At 69.8% G+C, this 23,448-nt stretch carries 27 protein-coding genes and 3 tRNA genes; 16 read left to right on the forward strand and 14 right to left on the reverse strand.

What is annotated here, in order from left to right; translation table 11 throughout:
- Positions 1 to 21 precede the first annotated feature (21 nt).
- The 6 genes from ACIA8D_RS01995 to ACIA8D_RS02020 form a co-directional block, all read right to left on the reverse strand.
- Positions 22 to 591, reverse strand: coding sequence for a TetR/AcrR family transcriptional regulator (locus ACIA8D_RS01995; protein ID WP_399227950.1), 570 nt, complete (start codon positions 589 to 591; stop codon positions 22 to 24).
- A 139-nt stretch (positions 592 to 730) separates the two neighbouring features.
- Positions 731 to 1,159, reverse strand: coding sequence for a MaoC family dehydratase (locus tag ACIA8D_RS02000; RefSeq protein WP_399227951.1), 429 nt, complete (start codon positions 1,157 to 1,159; stop codon positions 731 to 733).
- Between the two features lie 5 nt (positions 1,160 to 1,164).
- Positions 1,165 to 1,617 (reverse strand): MaoC family dehydratase N-terminal domain-containing protein, encoded by a 453-nt coding sequence (locus tag ACIA8D_RS02005; RefSeq protein WP_399227952.1) that lies wholly within the window; start codon positions 1,615 to 1,617, stop codon positions 1,165 to 1,167.
- Positions 1,618 to 1,715: 98 nt separating this feature from the next.
- Positions 1,716 to 1,880 (reverse strand): 50S ribosomal protein L33, encoded by a 165-nt coding sequence (rpmG, locus tag ACIA8D_RS02010; RefSeq protein WP_003948671.1) that lies wholly within the window; start codon positions 1,878 to 1,880, stop codon positions 1,716 to 1,718.
- Positions 1,881 to 1,975: 95 nt separating this feature from the next.
- A tRNA-Met gene (locus ACIA8D_RS02015) sits at positions 1,976 to 2,048 on the reverse strand.
- Positions 2,049 to 2,082: 34 nt separating this feature from the next.
- A tRNA-Thr gene (locus ACIA8D_RS02020) sits at positions 2,083 to 2,155 on the reverse strand.
- 238 nt (positions 2,156 to 2,393) lie between these two features.
- Here ACIA8D_RS02020 and ACIA8D_RS02025 point away from each other — a divergent pair.
- On the forward strand, positions 2,394 to 3,644 hold the full coding sequence (locus ACIA8D_RS02025) for an amidohydrolase family protein (protein ID WP_399227953.1): 1,251 nt from the start codon (positions 2,394 to 2,396) through the stop codon (positions 3,642 to 3,644).
- Positions 3,645 to 3,727: 83 nt separating this feature from the next.
- Positions 3,728 to 4,384, forward strand: a complete 657-nt coding sequence (locus ACIA8D_RS02030) for an SDR family oxidoreductase (protein WP_399227954.1) — start codon at positions 3,728 to 3,730, stop codon at positions 4,382 to 4,384.
- Between the two features lie 38 nt (positions 4,385 to 4,422).
- Here ACIA8D_RS02030 and ACIA8D_RS02035 read toward each other — a convergent pair whose 3' ends face one another.
- From ACIA8D_RS02035 to ACIA8D_RS02060, 6 genes are all read right to left on the reverse strand, one after another.
- Positions 4,423 to 4,641 carry a hypothetical protein gene (locus ACIA8D_RS02035; protein WP_399227955.1) on the reverse strand — a complete coding sequence of 73 codons (219 nt, stop codon included), beginning with the start codon at positions 4,639 to 4,641 and terminating at the stop codon, positions 4,423 to 4,425.
- A gap of 91 nt (positions 4,642 to 4,732) precedes the next feature.
- The gene (locus ACIA8D_RS02040) at positions 4,733 to 5,296 is read right to left on the reverse strand and encodes a DUF5825 family protein (RefSeq protein WP_399227956.1); all 564 of its coding nucleotides are present in this window, start codon (positions 5,294 to 5,296) and stop codon (positions 4,733 to 4,735) included.
- Positions 5,293 to 7,164: a RiPP maturation radical SAM C-methyltransferase gene (locus ACIA8D_RS02045; RefSeq protein WP_399227957.1), complete on the reverse strand. Its 1,872-nt coding sequence runs from the start codon at positions 7,162 to 7,164 to the stop codon at positions 5,293 to 5,295. The genes ACIA8D_RS02040 and ACIA8D_RS02045 overlap by 4 nt, the downstream gene beginning before the upstream one ends.
- A 603-nt stretch (positions 7,165 to 7,767) precedes the next feature.
- Positions 7,768 to 8,475: a creatininase family protein gene (locus tag ACIA8D_RS02050; protein WP_399227958.1), complete on the reverse strand. Its 708-nt coding sequence runs from the start codon at positions 8,473 to 8,475 to the stop codon at positions 7,768 to 7,770.
- A gap of 17 nt (positions 8,476 to 8,492) precedes the next feature.
- Positions 8,493 to 9,620, reverse strand: a complete 1,128-nt coding sequence (locus ACIA8D_RS02055) for a tetratricopeptide repeat protein (RefSeq protein ID WP_399227959.1) — start codon at positions 9,618 to 9,620, stop codon at positions 8,493 to 8,495.
- 188 nt (positions 9,621 to 9,808) lie between these two features.
- On the reverse strand, positions 9,809 to 10,189 hold the full coding sequence (locus tag ACIA8D_RS02060; protein ID WP_399227960.1) for a GntR family transcriptional regulator: 381 nt from the start codon (positions 10,187 to 10,189) through the stop codon (positions 9,809 to 9,811).
- A 605-nt stretch (positions 10,190 to 10,794) separates the two neighbouring features.
- On the opposite strand from ACIA8D_RS02060, the gene ACIA8D_RS02065 reads away from it, so the two are divergent.
- The 12 genes from ACIA8D_RS02065 (at position 10,795) to xerC (ending at position 20,762) form a co-directional block, all read left to right on the forward strand.
- On the forward strand, positions 10,795 to 11,070 hold the full coding sequence (locus ACIA8D_RS02065) for a DUF6284 family protein (RefSeq protein ID WP_399227961.1): 276 nt from the start codon (positions 10,795 to 10,797) through the stop codon (positions 11,068 to 11,070).
- Positions 11,067 to 11,513, forward strand: coding sequence for a Pycsar system effector family protein (locus ACIA8D_RS02070; RefSeq protein WP_399227962.1), 447 nt, complete (start codon positions 11,067 to 11,069; stop codon positions 11,511 to 11,513). Before ACIA8D_RS02065 ends, ACIA8D_RS02070 begins: the two co-directional genes overlap by 4 nt.
- Positions 11,510 to 12,373, forward strand: coding sequence for a protein spdB (locus ACIA8D_RS02075; RefSeq protein WP_399227963.1), 864 nt, complete (start codon positions 11,510 to 11,512; stop codon positions 12,371 to 12,373). Before ACIA8D_RS02070 ends, ACIA8D_RS02075 begins: the two co-directional genes overlap by 4 nt.
- Positions 12,373 to 12,711 (forward strand): RRQRL motif-containing zinc-binding protein, encoded by a 339-nt coding sequence (locus tag ACIA8D_RS02080; RefSeq protein ID WP_399227964.1) that lies wholly within the window; start codon positions 12,373 to 12,375, stop codon positions 12,709 to 12,711. Before ACIA8D_RS02075 ends, ACIA8D_RS02080 begins: the two co-directional genes overlap by 1 nt.
- A 28-nt stretch (positions 12,712 to 12,739) precedes the next feature.
- Entirely contained in the window at positions 12,740 to 13,279 is a 540-nt protein-coding gene (locus ACIA8D_RS02085; protein WP_399227965.1) for a hypothetical protein, read from the forward strand.
- 84 nt (positions 13,280 to 13,363) lie between these two features.
- Positions 13,364 to 15,472, forward strand: a complete 2,109-nt coding sequence (locus ACIA8D_RS02090) for an FtsK/SpoIIIE domain-containing protein (RefSeq protein ID WP_399227966.1) — start codon at positions 13,364 to 13,366, stop codon at positions 15,470 to 15,472.
- A gap of 204 nt (positions 15,473 to 15,676) precedes the next feature.
- Positions 15,677 to 16,126, forward strand: a complete 450-nt coding sequence (locus ACIA8D_RS02095) for a hypothetical protein (protein WP_399227967.1) — start codon at positions 15,677 to 15,679, stop codon at positions 16,124 to 16,126.
- 89 nt (positions 16,127 to 16,215) lie between these two features.
- On the forward strand, positions 16,216 to 17,139 hold the full coding sequence (locus tag ACIA8D_RS02100; protein ID WP_399227968.1) for a bifunctional DNA primase/polymerase: 924 nt from the start codon (positions 16,216 to 16,218) through the stop codon (positions 17,137 to 17,139).
- Entirely contained in the window at positions 17,136 to 17,564 is a 429-nt protein-coding gene (locus ACIA8D_RS02105) for a hypothetical protein (protein WP_399227969.1), read from the forward strand. The genes ACIA8D_RS02100 and ACIA8D_RS02105 overlap by 4 nt, the downstream gene beginning before the upstream one ends.
- Complete coding sequence (locus tag ACIA8D_RS02110) at positions 17,561 to 18,955, forward strand: phage/plasmid primase, P4 family (RefSeq protein ID WP_399227970.1); 1,395 nt, start codon at positions 17,561 to 17,563, stop codon at positions 18,953 to 18,955. Before ACIA8D_RS02105 ends, ACIA8D_RS02110 begins: the two co-directional genes overlap by 4 nt.
- Before the next feature lie 143 nt (positions 18,956 to 19,098).
- On the forward strand, positions 19,099 to 19,287 hold the full coding sequence (locus tag ACIA8D_RS02115; RefSeq protein ID WP_399227971.1) for a helix-turn-helix transcriptional regulator: 189 nt from the start codon (positions 19,099 to 19,101) through the stop codon (positions 19,285 to 19,287).
- 62 nt (positions 19,288 to 19,349) lie between these two features.
- Positions 19,350 to 20,762: a tyrosine recombinase XerC gene (gene xerC, locus ACIA8D_RS02120; RefSeq protein WP_399227972.1), complete on the forward strand. Its 1,413-nt coding sequence runs from the start codon at positions 19,350 to 19,352 to the stop codon at positions 20,760 to 20,762.
- A 134-nt stretch (positions 20,763 to 20,896) separates the two neighbouring features.
- Here xerC and ACIA8D_RS02125 read toward each other — a convergent pair.
- A tRNA-Tyr gene (locus tag ACIA8D_RS02125) sits at positions 20,897 to 20,978 on the reverse strand.
- Positions 20,979 to 21,202: 224 nt separating this feature from the next.
- Here ACIA8D_RS02125 and ACIA8D_RS02130 point away from each other — a divergent pair.
- Positions 21,203 to 21,691: a YajQ family cyclic di-GMP-binding protein gene (locus ACIA8D_RS02130; RefSeq protein WP_385755819.1), complete on the forward strand. Its 489-nt coding sequence runs from the start codon at positions 21,203 to 21,205 to the stop codon at positions 21,689 to 21,691.
- A 68-nt stretch (positions 21,692 to 21,759) separates the two neighbouring features.
- Here ACIA8D_RS02130 and ACIA8D_RS02135 read toward each other — a convergent pair whose 3' ends face one another.
- Complete coding sequence (locus tag ACIA8D_RS02135) at positions 21,760 to 22,032, reverse strand: GlsB/YeaQ/YmgE family stress response membrane protein (RefSeq protein ID WP_399227973.1); 273 nt, start codon at positions 22,030 to 22,032, stop codon at positions 21,760 to 21,762.
- A 168-nt stretch (positions 22,033 to 22,200) separates the two neighbouring features.
- On the opposite strand from ACIA8D_RS02135, the gene ACIA8D_RS02140 reads away from it, so the two are divergent.
- Positions 22,201 to 23,415 (forward strand): APC family permease, encoded by a 1,215-nt coding sequence (locus ACIA8D_RS02140; protein ID WP_399227974.1) that lies wholly within the window; start codon positions 22,201 to 22,203, stop codon positions 23,413 to 23,415.
- Positions 23,416 to 23,448: the final 33 nt, after the last annotated feature.

The following is a 23,448-nucleotide window of genomic DNA, read 5'->3' on the forward strand; positions in this document are numbered from 1 at the left end:
ACACCCCTGCGCCACGCGTACTCACTCCTTCTCGGCGGCCTGCGACTGCGTCGCCTCATGGAACCCGACCCAGACCCGGTGGTCCGGCTTGAAGCCCATGGACACCAGGACGTTGATGAGCATCCCGGAGGCGAGGAACTGCGTCGTCTCGCCGGCGTCCGCCCCCATCGCCAGGTTGGCCACGTCGTACATCTCCATCCAGGAGGCCCGCAGCGACTCCCCGAACTCCCGGTCCCCCGCCGATTCGGCGGCGGCCACGGCGACGTAGATCTGCATCTGCATGAGCAGCTTCTCGGGGTCCTCGGCGATCAGCGCCTGGTACGCGCCCCCCATGCACTGCACCGCCTCCTCCCCCTCGGCGCCCTCGGACGCCCGCTGGAAGACCTTGGTGATGTCCTGACAGCAGCGCTGGGCGGCCGCGAGAAAGATGGCCCGCTTGCCCGGGAAGAGACGGAAGAGATACGGCTGCGAGACACCGACCCGCTTGGCGATCGCCTCGGTGGACGTGCCGTTGTAGCCGCCGCGGGCGAACTCCGTGACCGCCGCGCGGATGACGCTCTCGCGCCGCTCCTCCGCACTCATCCTGACCATGCGGCCAAGTTAGTGGCCAATCACTACCTACGTCAACCCTTTCGCGGACCGGCAGGCATCCGGCACACGTAAGGGGCGCCCCACCATGGAGGGCGCCCCTTACACACAGCTACGTAGGCGGCGATTGCGCAGACAGCGCTCAGACCAGCTGAACGACCGCCCGCGACATCCCGAGGACCTTCTGCCCCGCGCTCGTCGCGATCAGGTCGACCCGTACGCGGTTGTCGTCGAGCTTGGCCGCGACCTTGGCGCCGACCTCTATCTCGGCGCCCTTGTCGTCGTTCGGCACGACGACCGGCTTGGTGAAGCGGACGCCGTACTCGACGACCGCGGCCGGGTCGCCGGTCCAGTCGGTGACGACACGGATCGCCTCGGCCATCGTGAACATGCCGTGCGCGATCACGTCCGGCAGGCCGACCTCGAGCGCGAACTTCTCGTTCCAGTGGATCGGGTTGAAGTCCCCGGAGGCCCCGGCGTACTGCACGAGAGTGGCACGTGTCACAGGGAAGGTCTGCGCGGGCAGCTCGGTGCCGACCTCGACGTCGGCGTACTTGATGGTCGTCGCCATGACGATCAGGCCTCCTCAGCGGCGCGCGAGACGAGCTTGGTCCAAGCGGTCACGACGTGCTCACCGGCCTCGTCGTGCACCTCGCCCCGCACGTCGATGATGTCGTTGCCCGCGAGCGACTTGATGCCCTCGATGGTCGAGGTCACGGTCAGCCGGTCACCGGCCCGCACCGGACGCGAGTAGGCGAACTTCTGGTCGCCGTGCACGACACGGCTGTAGTCCAGACCCAGCTCCGGGTCGTGGATCACCTCGCCCGCGGCCTGGAACGTGATCGCGAACACAAAAGTCGGCGGGGCGATCACATCGGGGTGCCCGAGCTCCTCGGCGGCGGCGCGGTCGAGGTAGGCGGGATTCGCGTCCCCCACCGCCTCCGCGAACTCACGGATCTTCTCCCGGCCGACCTCGTACGGGGCGGTGGGCGGATAGGTCCGCCCCACGAAGGACTGGTCGAGCGCCATGGGCTCGGCACCTCCTGGAAGTGTTCTCGGTCTGCCTGATCTACGAAACGACACGAGGCCGCCCCCGAAGTGGGGACGGCCTCGTGTACGAGCCTGATTTATCGCGTCTCGCGGTGCGCGGTGTGCGCGTTGCAACGCGGGCAGTGCTTCTTCATCTCAAGACGGTCCGGGTTGTTACGCCGGTTCTTCTTGGTGATGTAGTTCCGCTCCTTGCACTCCACGCAGGCCAGCGTGATCTTCGGGCGGACGTCGGTGGCAGCCACGTGAGTGCACTCCTTGACGAACGGATGGGACAAAAGGTTTAACGCATAGAAGAGTAGCCGATCGAAGGACCGACCCCAGAATCGGCTACTGTCAGTAGCGGTGACCGGACTTGAACCGGTGACACAGCGATTATGAGCCGCTTGCTCTACCGACTGAGCTACACCGCTGTGATGCAAGCGACGCGAACGACGTCTGCACCAGAGCCCCAATGCGGAATCGAACCGCAGACCTTCTCCTTACCATGGAGACGCTCTACCGACTGAGCTATTGGGGCGAGCGATGAAGACATTACACGGTCGCGCGCCGATCGCCCAAATCCGTTTCGCGCCCCCGTCGGCCGGGAAGCCTGCCGCCTTCCCGCGTGGGGCACATGAGCCCCTCGGACCCCACCAGTACGACTATTTCGGCGGTCCTCGAAGCGGCCTTGTCGCGGTCCTAGGCTCGACGCACCCTGCATGATCTTGTGACGCGTCACGGGTCCCCCGAGTCCTCGCCGAGCCCTCAGGAGCGCGATGCCCCACAGCCCCTCGCAGCAGCCACCGTCACCCGGCGTGCCCGAGGACTCCGGGCTGCTGCTGAGCGGAGCCCGGCTCGCCGACGGCAGGGTCGTGGACGTGCGGCTCGGCGGCGGGCGCATCGAGGCGGTCGGCACGGCCGGCAGCCTCACCGCGCACGGCTCGCGCCTGGACCTCACCGGCTGGCTCCTGCTCCCGGCCCCCGTGGAGCCGCACGCGCACGGCGACACGGCCCTGTCGGCCGACTGCGAGGGCCCCGTCCCGTACGCCCCGGAGGACATCCAGCGCCGGGCCACCGAGGGCACCCTGCTGCAGCTCGGCCACGGGGCCACCGCCCTGCGCACCCATGTGCGGATCGGCGACATGGAGGGGCTCGGCTCGATGGAGGCGGTGCTCCAGGCGCGGCGTTCGCTGGTGGGGCTCGCGGATCTGCGAACCGTGGCGATGCCCCGGCTGCTGACCGGGCTCGCCGGGGCCGACGGGCTCGCCATGTTGCGGGACGCCGTCAAAATGGGCGCCTCCGTAGTGGGCGGCTGCCCCGACCTGGACCCCGACCCAACGGGCTACGTGGAGGCGGTGCTTGAGGTCGCCGCCGAACACGGGTGCCCTGTCGACCTGCACACGGACGGGGCCGATCCGGCGCGGCTCGGGAGGCTCGCGGCGGCGGTCGGCGGGCTGCGCGCGGGTGTCGCCCTCGGGCCGCTGGGCGGGCTCTCCCGGCTTCCGGAGGACGTGGCGGGGCCCGTCGTGGACCGGCTCGCGGCCGCCGGGGTGACGGTGACGTGTCTGCCCCAGGGCGGGTGCGCGGGGGCGGACGAGCGGGCTGTCGCGCCGGTGCGGCTGCTGCGGGCGGCCGGGGTTCCGGTCGCGGCGGGCAGCGGCGCGCTGCGCGACGTGTCGAACCCGGTGGGGCGCGGCGATCCGTTGGAGGCCGCCTACTTGTTGGCTTCGCTCCACGGGATGCGCCCGGAGGACGCCTACGAGGCGGTCGGTTCGACGGCCAGGGCGGCGCTCGGACTGCCGGAGGTGCGCGTGGAGGCGGGGTTTCCCGCGGAGCTGCTCGCGGTGCGGGGCGACCGGCTCGCGGGGGCGCTCTCCCTCGCGTACAGCCGGATCGTGGTGCACCGGGGCCGTGTCGTGGCGCGGACCAGCGCGGTGCGGGAGTACTGCGACTCGGCCGTCGCGGTCGCGCTCGATCTGCCGCGGCAGGGGCGGGCGGCCAAGTACGGGGGCGGCGGCCCCGCTTGAGCGCCGGTAGCGAACGGGTGGTCGCTGCCGGGGCACGCTTGGTTGCACGGTGAACCGTCCGCCTCGGGCGTACCGTCGAAGGCATGCGCATTGTCATCGCTGGGGGTCATGGTCAGATCGCGCTGCGGCTCGAGCGGCTGCTCTCCGCGCGCGGGGACGAGGTCGCGGGCATCATCCGCAGGTCGGAGCAAGGTGACGCCCTGCGCGCCGCCGGTGCGGAACCCGTTCTGTGCGACCTGGAGTCCGCGTCCGTGGAGGAGGTCGCGGCGCATCTTCAGGGTGCGGACGCGGCCGTTTTCGCGGCGGGCGCGGGGCCGGGCAGCGGCGCCGGCCGAAAGGACACCGTGGACCGGGACGCCGCCGTGCTGTTCGCGGACGCCGCGGAGCGGGCCAAGGTGCGCCGCTACATCGTGGTGTCGGCGATGGCGGCGGACGCCGCACACCAGGGCGACGACGTCTTCGACGTGTACCTGCGTGCCAAGGGCGCGGCCGACGACGACGTACGGCGTCGTACCGGCCTCGACTGGACGATCCTGCGGCCCGGTCAGCTGACGAACGACGCGGGGTCCGGGCTCGTCCGCCTGGAGGCCTCGACCGGGCGCGGGCCCGTGCCGCGCGACGACGTGGCGGCGGTCCTCGCGGAACTGGTGGACACGCCTGCCACGGCGGGGCTGACGCTGGAGCTGATCTCCGGTTCCACGCCGGTCGTGGTGGCGGTGAAGTCGGTCGCGGGCAACTGAGCCGGGTCGCGGATGGGCGAGCCGCCCGCGTGTCCGAGTCAGAACAGCGGCATCTGGCCCGGTACGTGCGGGACCACGTACCCGTCGAGTGCGTCCTGGACGGCGCCCAGCTGGGCGGGGCGGCGTGAGCCGGGGCAGGAGACCAGCTCGCCCGCGTCGCGGGAGCCGGGAGGATCGTGGCGGGCGAAGCGGCCCGCCACGACCGCGATGTCGCGGCGGCATTCGGGGCAATTTCGGCGGCGGGATGTCGTCGGCATGGGTTCAGTCTGCGTCGTGATCGTCGCGGGCACACGATGAAACCCCCTCAGGGAGGACCCCCGAGGGGGTTTCTTGCGGTGCGACGCGGCGTCAGATCCCCATGCACGGCACGGGCCAACGGCGCATGCGTGGGGGCAGCGCCACCGCCCACCCGTCCACGATCAGCGCGAGCCCCTCCTCCGTCAGGTGGTGGGCCGCCTCTTGGTGGGCGGGAGCGAGCGTGTCGAGCCGTGTGGCATCGCTCAGCGTGTCGAAGGCGGCGAGCAGGTCGGGATGGTCGAGCGTGAACCGCGCCGAGGCGGGGCGCTCCCGGCGGTCCATGACCGTGACGAACCCCGGGCCGCGGCGGTGATAGAGCATCCCGTAGGCGTGCGCGGCGCGCCAGGCCGTCAACTCGGTTGGTTCGTCCGCCTGTTGGGACGGCGGCGGGAGGTGGTGCAGGGTGCGGAGGTCATACGTATGACGGTCGACCGTGTCCGCCGTGTTCGCCGTGTTCGCTTCCCAGTGGGTGTGCAGACCCGAGGCCTGGCACTCGCGCAGGAACTGGACCGCGCGCGTGGTGGTGCGGCCGTCGCCGTGCAGGGGCAGCGGCTCGGTCACGCGGACGCGGGTGCCGATGACGCGGTGCGGGACGAGGGCGGGGAGCTCGGTCATCCAGAGGCCGCCGGGGCGGAGGTGCTCGATGGCGCGTTCCCGACGCGGATCGGCGCGGTACGCGTGGGCAGGGACACGTAGGTGTGGGTGTCGCGGAAGAGGAGGCCGAACGTGACGGCCTGCGCGACCCACTCCCCCAGCTCCTCGGCCGGTACGTCGTGCCCCGCCGCGGCGAGTTTGCGTTGCAGGGCGGCTTCGCTGCCGCCCTCCTCCAGGAGACGCAGGGCAACAGCCTCCCAGCCGTTGAACCAGTAGGTGCGGCGCGGCCAGCCCTCACGGCGGTCCCGTACGAGGAGCGTGTTCTCGTCCTCGCCCGCCTGCTCCATGACGAGGGTCGACGTGGCGTGCTGCGCGCGCCATTGGGTCACGGCCCGCTGCAACCGGTCCTCGGTGTCGCCGACGATGCCGGCGTCCTCGGTGTCGAAGAGGTAGACCAGGTCGGTGAGTTCGGCCTCGGGCAGCTCGTACACGTGCTGGTACATGTCGGCGGGGCGCCGCTTGCCGAAGCCCAGGGCGGGGTCGGTGAAGTGCGGGCTGAAGCGCTCCAGCTGGATGCGGAAGGCGCCGCTGGGCGGCTGGAGGTGCACGAGGGCGGGCATTTGGTCGAGCACGCGCGCGTAGTCCCGCACGGTCTCGCCGGGGAACCCGTAGAGGTAGTTCCAGGTGCAGGTGATCTCGTGGTTGTCGAACTCGCGCAGCGTGCGGATGTTGCGGGCGCCGGTGACGCCCTTGTCCATCAGGTCGAGGACGCGGTTGCTGAGGCTTTCGATGCCGGGCTGGATGAGGACGACGCCCGCGGCGGCGAGCTGGGCGATCTGCTCCCGGTTGAGGTTGGACTTCACTTCGTAGTGGATCCGCAGGTCCCAGCCGCTGTCGGCGGCGAGCGGCAGGAAGTCCTTGAAGTACGCCATGTCGATGATGTTGTCGACGGTGACGACGTCGAGGATGCGGTGGCGGCGCACGAGGCGTTCGATCTCGCTCCACAGCCGCTCGCCGGGCTTGGCGCGAAACGCCATGGTGCTGCCGTTGAGCCCGCAGAAGGTGCAGTGGTGCTTCTCGCCCCACCAGCAGCCGCGGGCGCCCTCGACAACCAGCTTGGGATACACGTACTGGAGAACCGACGACGCCTCGATCTCCGCCTGCCACTGGTCGTAATCGGGAGACGGTATGTGGGCCGGAGCCACGGTGCGGTGGGGTTCGGTGTTGGCCCGCGATACGCCGCCGTCCCGCCAGCAGAGGCCCGGAACGTCGTCAGGGGGCGTGCCGGCATCCAGGTGGGCGAGGAGGGCCGGGAAGGCGTACTCGCCTTCGCCGCGCACGACATGGTCCACGTAGGGGTGGTTGCGGTGCAGGGCGTGGCCCATGGGGCCTTCGCAGTTGCTGCCGCCGAAGACGACGGTCAGCTCCGGCCGCCGGAGCTTGAGCTCCTTGGCGAGGGCGAGGGACGGCACGTTCTGCATGAACGTGCTCGTGAACCCGACGAGGTCGGGATCGTGCGCCAGCACCTCGGTCGCGCAGCTCTCGATGTACGCGGCGGCGTGCCGGCGCATCTCGAAGGCCAGGTCCAGGGTGTCACCCGGCACACCGCGCTCGCGCGCGTACGACCGCAGTTGTGCGGCGCCCCAGTCCTCGTCGTCGTAGAGGACTCCGGAGAACACCCAGTCGCCGATCCCGTGGAAGATCGAGTCGCTGCCGATCGCCTCGTAGTCGCTGGGGCTCAGTCGGCCGCCCGAGCGTTCGAGCAACAGTTCCGCCCAGCGCAGGGAGCCGTGGAACTCGCGCACGTCGTCCGCCGGGCGGACGTCCCGCAGCAGTTGGTGCAACAGGCCCACCTGGAGGGAGGGCAGGTCGATCGGGTGCCAAGGCATGGTCACCAGCCCAACGCGCATGCCGCCCCGCCTCTTCTTGCCGCTGCTCTCTGCGATGTGCCGCGCCACGCGCTGCCGCGCACCGTCACTCGCGGCTGCCCGCAGCGCCCACGCCGGCCGCCTCCACGCCCGCTCCCCGGGCCGGAACCCCGTAGCCCACAAGGCGGCTCACCTTATGGTCGTCCCACCCGTCACACAAGGGCGTGCGGGCGGGCTGTGCGGGATCGCCACATGTGGGGGCAAGGTGATGCGGCTGCCGATGACACGTCCCCCTGGAGGCGAGGATGACCGACCTGGCTTTGCCCCTCGAACAAGTCGAGGGCCGGATCCGGGACTCGCCCGAGCCCCGCGTGACGCACGTCACCCGTTCCGCCCTCGCCCGGAATTCGCGCTCGCACATGCAGAAGACCCCTCCGCCCTGCGTTTCCGCAGTTCGGAGGGGTCTTTCCCAAGTGTGGCGGCGCCAGGATTCGAACCTGGGAAGGCTGAGCCGGCAGATTTACAGCGGGCTGATCTTGCCCCATCTGACCTGCGACTGTGGGCAGCTAGGGAGCCCTCGGGGGACACCTGGGGGAATCCGCCCTTGAAGAGGGCAGTTCGGAGTCACTCTCCCAGCGCTCGGAGGTGCTCCGCGAAGTCGTCGACAAGGCTCGCGAGAACGGCCTTCCCCTTGTCCGCCGAGGCGTACGAAGGGAAGCCGATGACCCCGGTTTCGGTGTACGCCTTCATGCCGTGCGTCAGGAGGAAGCGGCGCTCACCACCGTCGTGGTCCGCGGTCTCGTATCCGTCGCGAACGAAATCCGGTTCCGCATGGAGCAGGATGGAGGTCTCGATCTCACCCGCGTGCATGTCGCCATGCGCATCGGAAACGAGGCCGGCGCCCTCGCGAGCGCGGTTCCACTCGCGCCCCTGCGGGAAGAGCGTCATGCGCGGCTCGGTGAGGTTCGCCTCCTGGACGATGTTCGAGAGGACGTAGTTCCCACCGTGGGCGTTGACAAGCACGAGCTTACGGACGCCGGAGGCTTGGAGTGATGCTGCGATGTCGTTGACCACGGCGTGAAGGGTCTGAGCGCTGATGCTCACCGTGCCCGGCCAGGTGCCGTGTTCGTGGCTGCACGCGATTGTCACGGGCGGGAGCTGAAGAACCGGGTAGGCGGCGGCAATCTCGCGGGCGATGATGCACGCGATGGCCGTGTCCGTGATGAGCGGCAGGTGGGCCCCGTGCTGCTCGTACGAACCGATCGGGAGTATGGCGACTTGGGGTTCCTGTTCCTGAACGTCAGTGGTTGTGATCGCGGGAAGCAGGTTCACGGTTCTCCTTCATCTGGTCAGGTCCCCTTCATACTGCCCACGGCCCGGTTGAGTTCCGCAATCTCCACGAGCTTCCGGAACGGTTCCAGGTGCGTTTGCAGACGGGTCAGCTCCGCCAAGATCCGGGCCGACCCTGTTGCCTGAGCAATGCCCACGGCCTGCGTTGCTGCACTGACAGCGCCCTCTAGATCCTGGTTCTGTGCGTACGCCGTGGCCAACCGAGCAAGGCACAAGCCGCGGTCGCGCTGCTGCTGAGCGGGCCACCTCGTGAGGCTGTCCTCCAGCGTCTTCACTGCGTCTTCTGGCTGGTTGAGCGCGATGGCACAGTTTGCTGCCTCCATGTCGATGTACGAGACGGAGACGTAAGAGGCCAAGCCCTCATCGTCGTCAGGGCCCCGGTCAGCAAGCGCTCGGGCTTCATCGAGCGCTCGGGTGGCCTCGCTTTCGTTGCCCAACACGGCGAAGGCGTTCGCCCGGGCGCGTAAGGCGACCGCTTCGACTTGACCGGGGATCTTGCCCGCGTACTTCAACGCCGCGTTGGCCAGACCTTGGGCGTACCCCGCATGGCCCGCCTCCGTCGCAATATTGGCTCGCCGTTGAAGGACGTACGCGTTCAGGGTCGGTTCATCGAGTTCGTATCCGTAGTCCAGGGCCCGGTTCGTCCAGCGCATCGCCTCTTGCGAGTCGCCGGAGTCTTGGTAGAGCCACCCCAGAAACTCCGCGTACCGCAAGCCGACGCGAAGCACGTCGCCCCGCATGGGGCCCGTGGCGTCCCTGCATAACTGCTCAATGAGCGGCACTTGGCTCAGCACTGGCGGAACGAGGAACCGCGGGCCGACCAGCGGTTCCGCTTGAGAGTGCTGCACGAATACGGACTTGAGGTAGTCGAGAACCCCCGAGTTCGCCGTAGGCGCTGGCCCCTGCGGCATGGGCAACTTCGGCAAGGCGTCAAGCTGGGAGGGCGCGACCTCCAAGGCGAATCCCAGATCCTTGCGGGTCGCTTCGTAGACCTCGCAGAAGAGAGCCTGGTACTCGGGCCCCGGTGGCCGGCGCCCGTTCTCGAACATGGAAATCTGCGTCTTCAGGCTGGCCCGCGATGGAAGTTCGATCCCGATCCGCAGGGCAGCGTCCTCCATCGCGTCCATCAGCTGAGCCTGTGTCCACCCGCGAGCGCGGCGAGCGGCTTTAAGCGCGGTCTCCATCGCGTCCCCCAACAGTCGGTGCAGCGGACTCCCATGATTGCCCAATAGCACCGCTGACGTGGGGAGTTAACAGGTAACACAGAGGGGGTGTTAACCCCTGTCCACTGTCAACCGGCGCGGAATCGGGCCTACTAGTTCTTGTCAGCGCGACCGGAGTGACTGGCTTCCAGCCTCTCGACTCGGTCGCGAAGTTCCGAGAGCTGGGAGGTGACATGTTCGAGCTTGAGCAGGACTTCGGAGAGATCCGGACCGCTGCCGGACTTTCCGGCCTGGGCCACCTGCTTCGGGTCCCGGGCGTAGTTGCCTCGCCCGGTGGTCGTCAGGAGCCCTTCGTCACGAAGGACGCCGAGGGCCTTTTGCACGGTGGTAGGCGAGATGTTGAAGCGACTCGCCAAGTCCCTTACGGAACCCACCTTGTGGCCGGCCTTGATAACTCCGTCCCTGATCTCACGTCGCAGGGTCTCGGCTGCCTGTTCGTACGGCTGTCTGGGGTCGTCCTCAGCGATCGTCACGTCATCGAGCGTACCCACTAGCACGACCTAGCACGTTCATTGCGCGACACCCTTGCGCAATGTCACGTGCTAGTACATGCTGAGACGTATCAGCAAGGCCGAAACGGTCTTCGACTGACATGCGCAACCTGTTTGACCTGCACGTACGCATAGGGCGGGGACGCTGCAATCCCGCTAAAGGCCAGGGGACAGGGCTTCGGCCCGACTGGCGAGGTGGCCCGGTGACCGCGAGCAACGGCCGGAGTGTGGGGACGCAGTCCCCCTTGCAGTGCGTATCCCCTGTTCACCGGCTTGAAGGAGTGGAAGTGAGTCGACGAAAGCGATGGGCGCGGCCGTGATCGACCGGTACGGCGGCGCCGCTTCACCCTCCGGACCGTGAGCGCGATCGAGCGTCACGGCCAACCGGTCACCATCTTCGATCGCTGCGCGGTGGCTATCGCCGCGCCGGTTGCCTCCTCCGTCCGTCCGGGCGCCCTGCGGGGCGGGCCCGTACGGGCGGGGTTGAGGGGAGCCGGATCTACCGACTTCAACGGCGCGCGGCCCCGGTGCTGGAACACCGGGGCCGCTGTTCGGGCCGTTGCCACCTGCTAGGGAGAACACGACCCATGAACCACATCGTCACTGTTCAGGAAGCTGTTACCGCCGCCGAGTGCTTCGACTCCATGGAGCCCACGAGCGCGGAACTGGACGCCATCGACATTGAGATGCCCGTGATCCTCGCGGACGTCGACCTGCTGGACGCGTACATCGTCACCCTGGACCGCACGCCGAGTGAGCTGGACGTCCGGCGTATCCGCCGGGCCCGCCGTCGGGCGCTGGCCGCGCGCGTCGCGCTGATCAACCGCACCGCCGAACAGGGCGTGTCCGGGGGTGCCGCATGAGCGCCACCGAAGCGAACCTGACCGCCGCGCACACCGAGGTCAAGGCCGAGATCGCCCGCACGGACGCGAAGACGGCGCTGCTCCTGGCGTTCGTCGGCGCGGTCCTCGCCGGGACATGGACGGTCGCCCGGGACCTGCCGCTCAACCCCGCCGCCTGCATCGTCGGCGGTGCCGGGATGGCGCTGCTGGTCGGCGCGGCCGGGCTGCTGCTGCGCTCGGTCCGTCCCAACCTGAGCGGCCGGCACGGCTTCCCGCTGTGGGCCACGCTCACCGCCGCCGAGATCACCACGGCGGTCGAGCGGGACCTGGCCGCCGACATCGCCGGACTGTCCCGCCTGGCGGTCGCCAAGTTCACCTGCCTGCGCCGCGCGGTCGACCTGACCGCCACCGGCGGCGCGCTGCTCATCCTCGCCGCCCTGCTCACCGCCGGAGGTGCACTGTGAAGGCCAAGACCGCACTGCCCGCCGTCGCCATGACGACGGTGTCGATGGTGCTCACCCTGGCCGTGGTCATGATGTGGCTCGGCACCGCCGTGCCATGGCCGGTCGCGCTGGTCGTCGGTCTCGGCATCGACGGAGGATGGCTGGCCACCCTCGCCTACGAACGCCGTCTCGCCGCACAGGGCGACCACAACCGCGCCGTCACCGCGGTCGGCTGGTCCTTCGGCCTGCTGGCCACTGGGGTCCTGGTCGCGCACGCACTGACCGTCGACCATGCGGCCGGCGCATGGCTGGCCGTGGCCTGGCTGCCCATCGCCGCCAAGGCCCTGTGGCTGGTCCACAGCCTGTGGGAGCGCACCGCCCTCACCGACAACGCCCTGACTGCCATCAAAGGCATCCAGCAAGAGGCCCGCGACGATGCGGCCGTGGCCCGCGCCCGGCTACGAGCGGAAGCGGCCACCGAAGAGACCCGCCTGACAGCCGTGACGGCGGCAGGGGCCCGCGTCGCCCGCGTCCAAGCCACCACCGCCCGCACCCTCGCCGGAGCCTGGTCAACGCTGGAAAGTGCCCGCCAGGGTGAGGAGACGGGTAGGGCGCTGACCAGCGTGACGAGCCCCGTCACGGCCGACGTCACGACCCGCTGGGAACTGCCCGTGTGGGGCCCGAGCGAGCCGACCGGCGCCCCCGCCCTGGAGGCGGCCCCGGCTCTGTCGGATGACGTCCTGGACGTCCTCGTGGAGGAGATCCGCACCAGCGAGCATCCGGCCCTGTCGTACCGGGAGATGGCGCTGCGCTTCCGCGCCGCCGGCCACTCCGCCTCCGAGGTCCGCCTGCGGGCCGCCTGGAAGCGGATGGTCGCCTGATGGCCACCCTCCCCGTCTACCGGTGGCGTCTCGCACCCGACGGGCTGGCCACACGCCGACAGCTCAGGGCGCGCGGCCTGCGCCCGGGAGGTCAGGACGTGGCGGCCCAGTTGGAGCGGCCCCGGCGTCGTCGGGGCCCGCTGGTCGCCTACCTCTACCGCATCGACCAGGCCGTGCCGGTCCGTCCGATGACGCCGGCGCGGTGGGCGGCCCTGGACCGGGCGAACACCGCCCGCCGCACCTGCCCCAAGTGTCGACGCGAGGCCGGATACGTCATCCCGGTCTCGCTCGGCATGTGCGTGCCCTGCCACGACAACCCCACTTCTCTTGCCGCGTGAGCTGCGGCGATTCGTGATCGGAGACGCTGTGAAGCACACCATCACCACGCACCAGCTCCGGGGCCGCCGCGACCTGGAACGCGACACCAAACAGCTCACCCCGCACGCGATGCGGCAGGTCAGCCGGACCGTGAACGGCCGGATGCCCGCCGTAGAGATCACCCTCACGAACGCCAAGGGATTTGCGGAGCTGAGTGTTCAGGCCGAGGTCGAGCTGTCCGGCTGCACCGACCGCCGCCGGATCGATAAGGCCCGCAGGGAGAGCCTGCGGCACGCACGCGACGCCGCCGGACTCGCCATCCCCCGCGCTGACGGGGCGGTTCTGGTCCTGGTCAACAGCGAGCAGCACCGCACCCGCGAGGACATCGCCACCACCCTCGTGCACGAGCTGACGCACGCCATGCAGTTCTCCCGCCGGGGCGTCCGGGACGTGATCGTGCGGGACCTGCGCGCCGCCTACGGCGTGGAACGCCAGTCCCGCCGTGACGCCCGCGAGTTCGAGCGGGCCCTGAAGGACCACGAGCGCGAGGCGTACGACACCGAACGCCTCGCCACCGGCCTGCTCTAACCCCACCCCTCTTCTTCCGGGGTCCGCCGCGCGGCGGGCCCCGCCCCGTCGTGCCCTCATCTGGGCTGTCTGGAGTCAACACGCATGAGTGACAACGTCGTTCACCTGCACAAGAACCCCGACACCACCGCCAACGTCACCACCCTGAAGGTGGTTCCCGAGCCGCGTCCGGTGCCCCGGTGGGTGCGCTCCGGCCGTGCAGTGCGCAAGGTCACCACGGTCGACAACGCCCGCACCGCCGGCCGGATCGGCGTCCGCCACACCACCTACGTCCTCGGCGGCGCCCGGATCGTGGCCCGCCGCACCTGGGACGGCCGCACCGCCGCCCGCTACGAACGCATGCTCCGCGCTGCTGAGGCTGCCGGGAACTACGAGGTCGCGGCCGAGTGGGAAGAGCGAGGGCAGCGCTACCGCGAGGCCCGCCACCGCCGCCGCATGGACCTCCTCACCTCACCGATCGACGCGGCCAAGGGCGCCGCCGCCGGCGTCGGTCTCGGCATCGGCGGACTGCTCGCACTCGGTATCGCTATGGCGGTGGCCACGAAGGAAGTCGACGACGTGGTCACGCCGCTGATGGCGGTCATCAACTTCATCCGCCTGCTCATCACGATCGTGCAGGTCACCTGGGGCCCGCTCATCACGATCGGCCCGCTGCTCGCCCTGCTCGGGCTGTGGGAGGTCGGGCGGCGGGCACAGGCGGCCCCGTACTGGGCACTGCCGGACAACGTCCGCAGCGCGGAGGGTGAGCCGATCACGCCGTCGATCGTGGTCAAGGCCCTGCGCGACCTGGGGGTTTCCCCGCTGAAGAACGCCATCAAGGACATGGGAGACGCCGGCGCTTCCATGCTCGGGCCGATCCGGATCGCCGGATGCGGTGTCGAGGTCGACGTGACACTTCCCTCCGGAGTGGCGACCAACGAGGTGCAGGGGCGCCGCAAGAAGCTCGCCGAGAACCTGACCCGACATGAGCACGAGGTGTTCATCACGATCCCCGAGGCGGCCCGCACGGTCCGCCTGTGGATCGCCGACAGTGGCGCGCTCGATGAGCCGATCGGCCCCTCTCCGCTGGTCACCGACGAGACGATGACCGCCAACTACAAGACCGGCAAGGCCCCGTGGGGCCAGGACCTGCGCGGCGATGCCGCCGAACTGAGCGTCTACCAGCGCCACCTGCTCATCACTGGCCGCTCGAACCAGGGCAAGACCGCCGCCCTGCGCGCACTCGCCCTGTGGCTCGCACTCGACCGGTCGGTGCAGTTCTGGATCGCCGACCTGAAGGGCGTGGGTGACTGGAGCATGTTCGACGGCATCGCGCAGGTGCTGATCGAGGGCCCGTCCGATGACCACGTGATCCAGGCGACCGAGATGGTCGAGGACGCCGTTGAGGAGATGAACCGGCGGATCGAGGTGCGCCGCGACGACCCGACCGCGACGTTCCCGCCGCTCATCGTCAACGTCGACGAAGCGCAGGTGGCGTTCATGTGCCCGGTCGTCGACGACAGCAAGCGCCCGTACGGCGGGGCCAAGGCTACTTCCCGCTACTTCATGGCGGTGCGCAAGATTCACAACCAGGGTCGGGCGGTCGACGTGCTGATGTGGCAGGGCACGCAGGACCCCACCGACCAGAACCTTCCCAAGCTGGTCCGCGAGGGCGCCCACACCCGCGCCTCTCTCGTGCTGGGCACCGACACCCAGTCGCGCATGGCCCTCGGTGACAAGGCCGTGGACGACGGTGCCGCCCCACACCTGCTCCGCCAGGGCCTGGACAAGGGCACGCTGGTGGTCGCCTCCGATGGCATCGACCTGCCCAAGGGCCAGTCGTTCATCACGGTGCGCACGCACTTCATCGACGACAACCCTGCCAAGGAGATCGCCGCCCGGGCCAAGGCCCTGCGCAGTGGCGTCACCACCCTGCGCGTCATCGACCGCACCGAGGACCGCGACAACCTCGCGGACGTGGCCACGGTCATCGGCGACGCGCCCCGGCTGCGCACTGATGAGGTGCTGAAGCTCCTGCACGCGCTCGACACCGCCGCCTACGGCGACTGGAACAACGGCAAGTTGAAGCGGCTGCTCGAAGAGCACGGCGAGGAGCCCAAGAAGTCCCACGGCGTCATGGTCGTCCGCCGCGACGACGTGGCCCGCGCCCTCGCCAACCGCGACAACGACGGTTCCGCTTCCGCCGCCGAGTAGCGGGGAGAAACCTGCCCCTGCGCCGGGGAGGCGGGGAGAACTCCCCAACCGCCTCCCCGGGCCCGTCTCCCCGCCCTGATCAGGACAAACATTGTTTCGGGGAGGCGGGGAGGCGCCCAGCTCACACCCCCTGAAACCCCCTCCAGAGCGCACCGGCAAGGGTGTGCTTCCACCTCCCCAACCGAGCACCGGAAGGGATTCCACATGCTGCCCGAACAGGCTCACCACACCGCCGTGCAGGCGCCCGTCATCGTCCACCAGCCCGCCCCGATACAGCCCGTCCAGACCGCTCCCATCGCGGTTCAGCCGGGGCACATCCCCACCGTGCAGACCATCGTCCTGCCCGACGGTCGCGCGGTCACCGGCTACGCCATCAACCCCGTCCAGCCCGAACCGGTCGCGACCAAGCCGGCCGTGTCGCGGGCCGCGGTGAACGTCGCCCTCGGAGGCGTCGGCTTCCTCGCGGTCTGCGGCGGCCTGCTGCTGCTCACCACGTTCATCGCCGCACTCGCCGCCCTCATCCAGCAACTCATCATCCTGGCCGCCGTCGTGTTCGGCGGGTTCATCGCCGTTCAGGTGCTCGGGGCATCGCGCGGCGGGACCACGGTCAACATCCGCAAGGCAGTGATCAAGCGCAACCACTTCCACGGCTAGCTACGCCAAGGGCGGCCCCCACCTCACGCCAATGACGCGGGGCCGCCCTTGTCCACCAGCACCCGGCAACAGGACTGGAGACAACCAGCATGACGCAATCCATCCCCTCCGTCTCCCCTGAGTGCTTACCGATGCTCGCCGCCGCCCTCACCGCGGCCGAACACGGCTGGCACGTCTTCCCGCTGTTCCCCGGCACGAAGCGCCCGGCCCTGCACGGCGAGCGCACCTGCGACCACACCGGAGCATGCGCGAGCGGCCATCTGAAGTGGGAGCAGCGAGCCACTACCGACCCCGACCGCATCCGCGCCGCCTGGACGCACGCACCGTTCAACATCGGTATCGCGACCGGGCCATCCGGGCTGCTCGTGGTCGATCTCGACCTGTCCAAACACAAAGGCACTTCGGACGCGCCTGACGGCGCGGCAACCTTCCGTGCGCTCTGCGAGCGCTCCGGGCACGCCGTCCCCGACACCTACCGAGTGCGGACCGCAAGCGGCGGAAGGCACCTGTACTTCACCGCCCCGTCGGATGCCCGGATGACCAACACCGCAGGCACCATCGGTAAGTTGATCGACACCCGGGCATGGGGCGGCTACGTCGTCGCGGCAGGCAGCACCCTCCCCGCCGGACCCTACGAAGCGCTCAGCGCCCCTCAGGCAGCCCCACTGCCCTCCTGGCTCCAAAGCATCCTGCAGCCCACCTCCAAGCCCTCTCAGGCCCCTTCTACGGCTGTACCGGGGCAATCCAGGGGTTATGCGGATGTAGCGCTCGCTAACGAGACGCGGAACGTTGCGTCGGCTCAACAGGGCTGCCGGGAGGCGGCGTTGTTCCGGGCGGCGCGCGCTCTGGGACGGTTCGTCGCGTGGGGCGACCTCCCCCGGCACGTGGTCGAGCAGGCTCTTCAGGAGGCGGGGGAGTCGACGGGACTGCCGTCCTCCCAGTGCCGCTCGACCCTGCGCAGCGCACTGGACTGGTCCGTCGCCCACAACCCCGCAAGGCGGGATGCGGCATGAACCCCCAACCCCATCCCCCACTGAAGAGCATCCCCACCCCGAACCAGCCGCAGGACGCCACACAGCCTGTGGACACGACGTGCGTGGGCGAGCCGAAAGGCGCCGCCTGTCAGGGCGTCGTCACTGCCCTTCGCCCTGACCGCTTCCGGCGCGCCCAGCCCAGCCACGACGCGGACGACCCCACCCCGGACCGGCCCGGGATCCGCATCTACGCCCCGCCCGTCTACCGCGACCACTACGACGGGGCCCGCTGGTCCAAGCGCTACAGCCACGCCCCCACCGCGGCCTGTGCCTGTGGCTGCGGTTACGCCGACAGCGCGGTGGGCGCCCGGCAGGTCGCCCGACTCGTCGACCTGTGGAACCTGCACCGCTCCACCTGCACCGGAACCCCCGCCCCACACGAGGAAGGAAGGGCCGCCGCATGACCGAGAACATCGACACGGAGGAACTTCCCCCGCCGTCCAACCCGCTCGCCGTCGCCCGCCGCCTCTTGCCGGACTGGCAGCGGGAGAACGGCCAGCTCGTGTGCCGCCGCTGGCGCGCCTCATGGATGCGCTGGAACGGCTCGTGCTGGCGCGAGGTCGACGAGGCACAGATGAAGGCCGCCATGTACGAGCGGCTTGAGCACGTGGTGTTCCGGGCGCCCGGCAAGGACGGCAAGACCGAGGAACGCCCCTGGGCGCCCACGAAGCAGAAGATCGGCAACCTGCTCGACGCCATGGGAGCCATCACGCTGCTGCCCACCGAGACCGACGCGCCGGCCTGGATCGGCGCCGACGCCGAAGACCACGACGACAGCCCGATCGTGGCCTGCGAGAACGGGCTGCTACGCATCCGCGACCGCGCGCTTCTGCCGCACGGGCCCGGCTTCTTCAACCTGGTCTCCGTCCCCTTCCCCTACCACCCGAACGCGACCGCGCCGAGCTGGGAAGCGTTCCTGCACCAGATCTGGCCCGACGACCCGCAGGCCATCGCAGCCCTTCAGGAGTGGTTCGGCTACGTCCTGTCCGGCCGCACCGACCAACAGAAGATCCTGCTCATGGTCGGCCCCTCCCGCTCCGGAAAGGGCACCATCGCACGCGTCCTCAAAGAGCTGGTCGGCCGCGAGAACCTGGCCGGGCCCACGCTGGCGGGGCTGGGCACGAACTTCGGCCTGTCCACGCTGCTGGGCAAGCCGCTGGCAGTCATCGCGGACGCCCGACTGTCCGGCAACGACAGCACCGCCGTGGTCGAGCGGCTGCTGACCATCTCCGGTGAGGACACCATCGACATCGACCGCAAGTACCGCGACGTGTGGACCGGCAAGCTCCCCACCCGGCTGGTCATCCTGACCAACGAACTCCCGCACTTCGGGGACTCATCCGGCGTCATCGCCCGCCGCTTCATCGTCCTCAACATGACGGTCTCCTGGCTCGGCAAGGAAGACACCACCCTCATGGACCGCCTCGCCAACGAGATGCCCGGCATCCTCAACTGGGCCCTGGAAGGACTGGCCCGCCTGGAACGCACCGGCCGCATCACCCAGCCCACATCCAGCCGGGACGCCGTCGCGACCATGCAGGACACCGCCTCCCCCACCTCCGCGTTCGTGCGCGAGTGCTGCTCGACCGGAGCCACGTGCAGCGTGCCCGTAGAGACGCTGTGGGCGGTCTGGCGGGACTGGGCCGACGACAACGGCGTCCGCCCCGGCACGAAGCAGATGTTCGGCCGCAACCTCCTCTCCGTCGTCCCCCAGCTCAACCGCTCCCGACCCCGCGACGGCTACGGCCGACAGGTGATCACCTACAACGGCATCACCGTGCGCGCCGAACGCTGAACAACCTCCACCCACATTTGCCTGAGTCGCGACTCATCGACGCTCAAAGCCGCTCTGAGAGCCGCTGAGTGCCGATGAGTCGCGACTCAACGCAATGTGCACCGAACTTTTCCCAGCCAGACCCCACCTCCCTGAGGAGCGAAATGGCCCGCCCCCAGAAGCTGAAGCTCGCTGAAGTCCTCGAAGAGATCGACATGAGCCGCGCCGCCTTCTACCGCATGCGCGCCCGCGGCCAAGCCCCCCGCATCCACAAGATCCCCAACGGCCAACTCCGCGTCAGCCGAGCCGACCTGGACGCCTGGTGGGCGAACTGCGAGGAACGCGCCGCCTAGTAGCACCCGCCGCCACGGGCCCGCCCCTCCAGGGGCGGGCCCCTTCGCATGTCCGGAGAGCCATGTCTTTCACATACGACGTACGCATCTACAGCATCGAGACCCGCCGCGACCGCCCGAAGCCCTACCGCGTCCGCTGGCTGGTCGGGCCGCAGAAGCACTCGAAGAGCTACACAGTGAAAGCCCAGGCGGACGGCCGCCGTTCAGAGTTGATGACCGCCCTCCGCAAGGGCGAGCAGTTCGACGTGGAGACGGGCCTACCCGTCTCCGAACTCCGCGCGCTGAACGGCTCGGTGACCTGGTACGAGCACACCCGCGCGTACATCGATCGCAGGTGGGACCGCCTCCCCGCCAAGTCCCGCCGCAACGACGCAGACGCTCTCGCCACCATCACCCCGGCGCTCGTGAAGACGACCACCGGCCAACCGGCCGCCCGAACGCTCCGCACCGCCCTGTACGGATGGGCGTACAACAGGAGCCGCTGGGACCAGGAGCACCCTGTCGAAGTCGCGGACGCGCTCCGCTGGATCGAGAAGAACTCTCTCCCCGTCTCGGCACTGGAAGACCCCGGAACACTCCGCCTGGCGCTCGATGCCCTGTCGACGCTGCTCGACGGCTCCTCTGCGGCCGGACGTACGGCGAACCGCAAGCGGGCCTGCCTGAGTGATGTTCTCGGTCTCGCAGTCGAGCGGCGCTACTTCAGCGTTCCCGTGAACCCACTGTCCACGGTGAAGTGGTCGGCGCCGAAGTCAACTGAGGAGGTCGATCCGGCGAGCGTCGCCAACCCTCGTCAGGTTCAGGAACTACTCGGCGGCGTGCGCGCGCAGAGCGACCGCGGCGCACACCTCGAAGCCTTCTTCGGGTGCCTCTACTACGCCTCTATGCGCCCCGCTGAGGCCGTGGGCCTGACCGCGTCGCAGTGCCACCTCCCCAAGCGTGGCTGGGGGCGGCTCACGCTCCGCGGAGGCATCGTCCACGCCGGCCACGGTTGGACGGACGACGGCCGAGCCCACCAGGACCGCCACTTGAAGGCGCGAGCGGCCCGAGACTCGCGTGTGGTGCCGATTCCGCCGCACTTCGTGGCCATGCTCCGATGGCACATCACGCGCTACGGCGCGGCTCCGGATGGTCGGCTCTTCCGGACGAGTCGTGGCGGCGTGATTCAGGACACAGGTTATGGCGAGGTCTGGGCGGAGGCCCGAAGCGCGATCCTCTCCCCCACCGAGGCGGCATCGCCGCTCGCGCGGCGCCCGTACGACCTGAGGTGCGCCGGCGTCTCCTTCTGGCTCTTCTCCGGGGTCGATCCGATGGAGGTGGCCCGCCGGGCCGGGCACTCTGTCGCGGTGCTTCTCAGGGTCTACGCGAAGGTTCTGGCGCAGGCGCAGGACCGGGCGAACCGCCAGATCGAGGCTGGCCTGCGGGAATGGCACGGAAACGGCTCGTCCCCCGGGGGACGCCTGGGGGACACAGGCTGATCAGGGCCGGGACACACCCGGGACTGGGTGAGACAAGCCTCGCTTTTCGACCCTCGTTCGAATCTCGATGTTCGAACAAAAAGAGACCCCCTCCTCGCTGCGTTTCCGCAGTTCGGAGGGGGTTTTCCCAAGTGTGGCGGCGCCAGGATTCGAACCTGGGAAGGCTGAGCCGGCAGATTTACAGTCTGCTCCCTTTGGCCGCTCGGGCACACCGCCTTGGGTTCGCTGCCTCGGGCCCCGCTTTGCGGCGGTGCTCGCTGGCAACGACGTAAACAATACCTGATGCACGGGGGTGCTTCGCCACCCGATTGATCGGCGGCCGGGCGCGGCACGGTGGCTAGGCTGCTCTCGGCGCGGCTTCCCCGGCGCGCACCCCGCGCAGAACCCGGCCGGAAGCCGAGCAGTACCCGATCCACCCCCGATACAAGGAGCCACAGGACATGGCCGACTCCAGTTTCGACATCGTCTCGAAGGTCGAGCGGCAGGAGGTCGACAACGCCCTCAACCAGGCCGCCAAGGAGATCTCGCAGCGTTACGACTTCAAGAACGTGGGCGCATCCATCTCCTGGTCCGGCGAGAAGATCCTGATGGAGGCCAACGGCGAGGAGCGGGTCAAGGCCATCCTCGACATCTTCCAGACCAAGCTGGTCAAGCGCGGGATCTCGCTGAAGTCGCTGGACGCGGGCGAGCCGCAGCTCTCCGGCAAGGAGTACAAGATCTTCGCCTCCATCGAGGAGGGCATCTCCCAGGAGAACGCCAAGAAGGTCGCGAAGACGATCCGCGACGAGGGTCCCAAGGGTGTCAAGGCGCAGGTGCAGGGCGACGAGCTGCGCGTCAGCTCGAAGAGCCGTGACGACCTGCAGAGCGTCCAGCAGCTGCTCAAGGGCAAGGACTTCGACTTCGCGCTGCAGTTCGTGAACTACCGGTAGGACCGGACCGCGCAAGCGAAAGGGGCGGCGCCCGGCGGGTGCCGCCCCTTCCTGCTGCCGGCTGCAGCTCAGCGGCGACTGCGCGAGTCGCCGAAGAAGATGCGGTAGGCGATCAGCAGGACGAGGGCGCCGCCGATCGCGGCGACCCAGGTGGCGCCGTCGTAGAAGTCCGTGGATATGGGGCGGTCCAGCCAACGGGACGATATCCAGCCGCCGATGAAGGAACCGGCCACACCGATGAGGATGGTGCCGACCAAGCCGCCCGGATCGCGGCCGGGCAACAGGAACTTGGCGATGGCACCGGCCAGCAGTCCAAGGATGATCCAGCCGATGATGCTCATGCCGCGTTCTGCCCTTCTGTAGTGCTGTGGCGCCTACTGCCTTGCTGCGGCGCCTTGTTGCGTCGTTCTCGCCGGGACGCCGAGTGCGTCGCCGCCGTGGCTCCCTGCTGCCCAGAAGGACGACGGGTAGGCCCGATGCGGTTGCACGAGCCCTTTAGGGTGCGGCGCATGACACCGTCGGGGACGCCTCTTCGCAGGGCGCTGGGCGTGCGGGACGCCGTGGTCGTCGGTCTCGGGTCGATGATCGGGGCGGGCGTCTTCGCGGTGCTCGGGCCCGCGGCGCGGGCGGCCGGTACGGGGGTGCTGTACGCGCTCGCGGTGGCGGCCCTGGTGGCCTACTGCAACGCGATGTCCTCGGCGCGGCTCGCGGCCGTGTATCCGGTGTCCGGCGGCACGTACGTGTACGGGCGGGAGCGGCTCGGGCCCTTCTGGGGGTATCTGGCGGGCTGGGCGTTCGTCGTCGGCAAGTCCGCCTCGTGCGCGGCGATGGCGCTGACCGTGGGGACGTACGTGTGGCCGGGGCAAGCGCACGCGGTGGCGGTCGCCGCGGTCGTGGTGCTGACCGCCGTGAACTGCTTCGGGGTGGAGAAGTCGGCCTGGCTGACGCGGATCGCCGTCGCGCTCGTGCTCGCCGTCCTGGCGGCCGTCGTGGTGGCGTGTGCGGGCTCGGGGAGCGCCGAGGGCGCCCGGCTCGCCCCCGGGCTCTCCGAGGGCGTGAGCGGCGTACTGGGCGGCGCCGGGCTGCTGTTCTTCGCGTTCGCCGGGTACGCGCGCGTGGCGACGCTCGGTGAGGAGGTGCGGGACCCGGCGCGGACCATTCCGCGGGCGATCCCCGTGGCACTCGGGATCACGCTGGTCGTGTACGCGGCCGTGGGCGCCGCGGCCGTCGCCGTGCTCGGCGTGGAGGGGCTCGCGCGGGCCTCGGCCCCGCTGGCGGACGCCGTACGGGCGGCGGGCGGCGACGTGCTCGTGCCGGTGGTGCGGGCGGGTGCGGCGGTGGCGGCGCTCGGGTCGCTGCTGGCGCTGGTCCTGGGGGTGTCCCGGACGACGCTCGCGATGGCGCGGGACCGGCATCTGCCGGGCGCCCTGGCGGCCGTGCACCCACGCTTCCAGGTGCCGCGGCGGGCCGAGCTCGCGGTGGGGGTCGTGGTAGCCGTCGTGGCGGCCCTCGGCGACGTACGCGGGGCGATCGGGTTCTCGTCGTTCGGCGTGCTGGTGTACTACGCGATCGCCAACGCCTCGGCGTGGACGCTGAGTTCCGCGGTACGCGCGCGGGCGCTGCCGGCGCTCGGGGTCGCGGGGTGCCTGGCGCCGGCGTGCTCGCTGCCCCTGTCGTCCGTCGCGGCGGGGGCGGGTGTCGTCGCCCTGGGGGCGCTCGCCTAAGCGGTCCGGGTACGCGCGCGTGGTGCGGGAGCT

The sequence above is a fragment of the Streptomyces sp. NPDC051684 genome (genome assembly GCF_044453445.1).
Classification (GTDB): Bacteria; Actinomycetota; Actinomycetes; order Streptomycetales; family Streptomycetaceae; genus Streptomyces.

Coding starts and splice junctions, on each gene's coding strand:
- ACIA8D_RS01995 (WP_399227950.1), bottom strand. CDS start 591: ATGGTCAGGATGAGTGCGGAGGAGCGGCGCGAGAGCGTCATCCGCGCG.
- ACIA8D_RS02000 (WP_399227951.1), bottom strand. CDS start 1,159: ATGGCGACGACCATCAAGTACGCCGACGTCGAGGTCGGCACCGAGCTG.
- ACIA8D_RS02005 (WP_399227952.1), bottom strand. CDS start 1,617: ATGGCGCTCGACCAGTCCTTCGTGGGGCGGACCTATCCGCCCACCGCC.
- ACIA8D_RS02025 (WP_399227953.1), top strand. CDS start 2,394: ATGCCCCACAGCCCCTCGCAGCAGCCACCGTCACCCGGCGTGCCCGAG.
- ACIA8D_RS02030 (WP_399227954.1), top strand. CDS start 3,728: ATGCGCATTGTCATCGCTGGGGGTCATGGTCAGATCGCGCTGCGGCTC.
- ACIA8D_RS02035 (WP_399227955.1), bottom strand. CDS start 4,641: ATGCCGACGACATCCCGCCGCCGAAATTGCCCCGAATGCCGCCGCGAC.
- ACIA8D_RS02040 (WP_399227956.1), bottom strand. CDS start 5,296: ATGACCGAGCTCCCCGCCCTCGTCCCGCACCGCGTCATCGGCACCCGC.
- ACIA8D_RS02045 (WP_399227957.1), bottom strand. CDS start 7,164: ATGCCTTGGCACCCGATCGACCTGCCCTCCCTCCAGGTGGGCCTGTTG.
- ACIA8D_RS02055 (WP_399227959.1), bottom strand. CDS start 9,620: ATGGACGCGATGGAGGACGCTGCCCTGCGGATCGGGATCGAACTTCCA.
- ACIA8D_RS02065 (WP_399227961.1), top strand. CDS start 10,795: ATGAACCACATCGTCACTGTTCAGGAAGCTGTTACCGCCGCCGAGTGC.
- ACIA8D_RS02070 (WP_399227962.1), top strand. CDS start 11,067: ATGAGCGCCACCGAAGCGAACCTGACCGCCGCGCACACCGAGGTCAAG.
- ACIA8D_RS02080 (WP_399227964.1), top strand. CDS start 12,373: ATGGCCACCCTCCCCGTCTACCGGTGGCGTCTCGCACCCGACGGGCTG.
- ACIA8D_RS02090 (WP_399227966.1), top strand. CDS start 13,364: ATGAGTGACAACGTCGTTCACCTGCACAAGAACCCCGACACCACCGCC.
- ACIA8D_RS02095 (WP_399227967.1), top strand. CDS start 15,677: ATGCTGCCCGAACAGGCTCACCACACCGCCGTGCAGGCGCCCGTCATC.
- ACIA8D_RS02100 (WP_399227968.1), top strand. CDS start 16,216: ATGACGCAATCCATCCCCTCCGTCTCCCCTGAGTGCTTACCGATGCTC.
- ACIA8D_RS02105 (WP_399227969.1), top strand. CDS start 17,136: ATGAACCCCCAACCCCATCCCCCACTGAAGAGCATCCCCACCCCGAAC.
- ACIA8D_RS02110 (WP_399227970.1), top strand. CDS start 17,561: ATGACCGAGAACATCGACACGGAGGAACTTCCCCCGCCGTCCAACCCG.
- ACIA8D_RS02115 (WP_399227971.1), top strand. CDS start 19,099: ATGGCCCGCCCCCAGAAGCTGAAGCTCGCTGAAGTCCTCGAAGAGATC.
- xerC (WP_399227972.1), top strand. CDS start 19,350: ATGTCTTTCACATACGACGTACGCATCTACAGCATCGAGACCCGCCGC.
- ACIA8D_RS02130 (WP_385755819.1), top strand. CDS start 21,203: ATGGCCGACTCCAGTTTCGACATCGTCTCGAAGGTCGAGCGGCAGGAG.
- ACIA8D_RS02135 (WP_399227973.1), bottom strand. CDS start 22,032: ATGAGCATCATCGGCTGGATCATCCTTGGACTGCTGGCCGGTGCCATC.
- ACIA8D_RS02140 (WP_399227974.1), top strand. CDS start 22,201: ATGACACCGTCGGGGACGCCTCTTCGCAGGGCGCTGGGCGTGCGGGAC.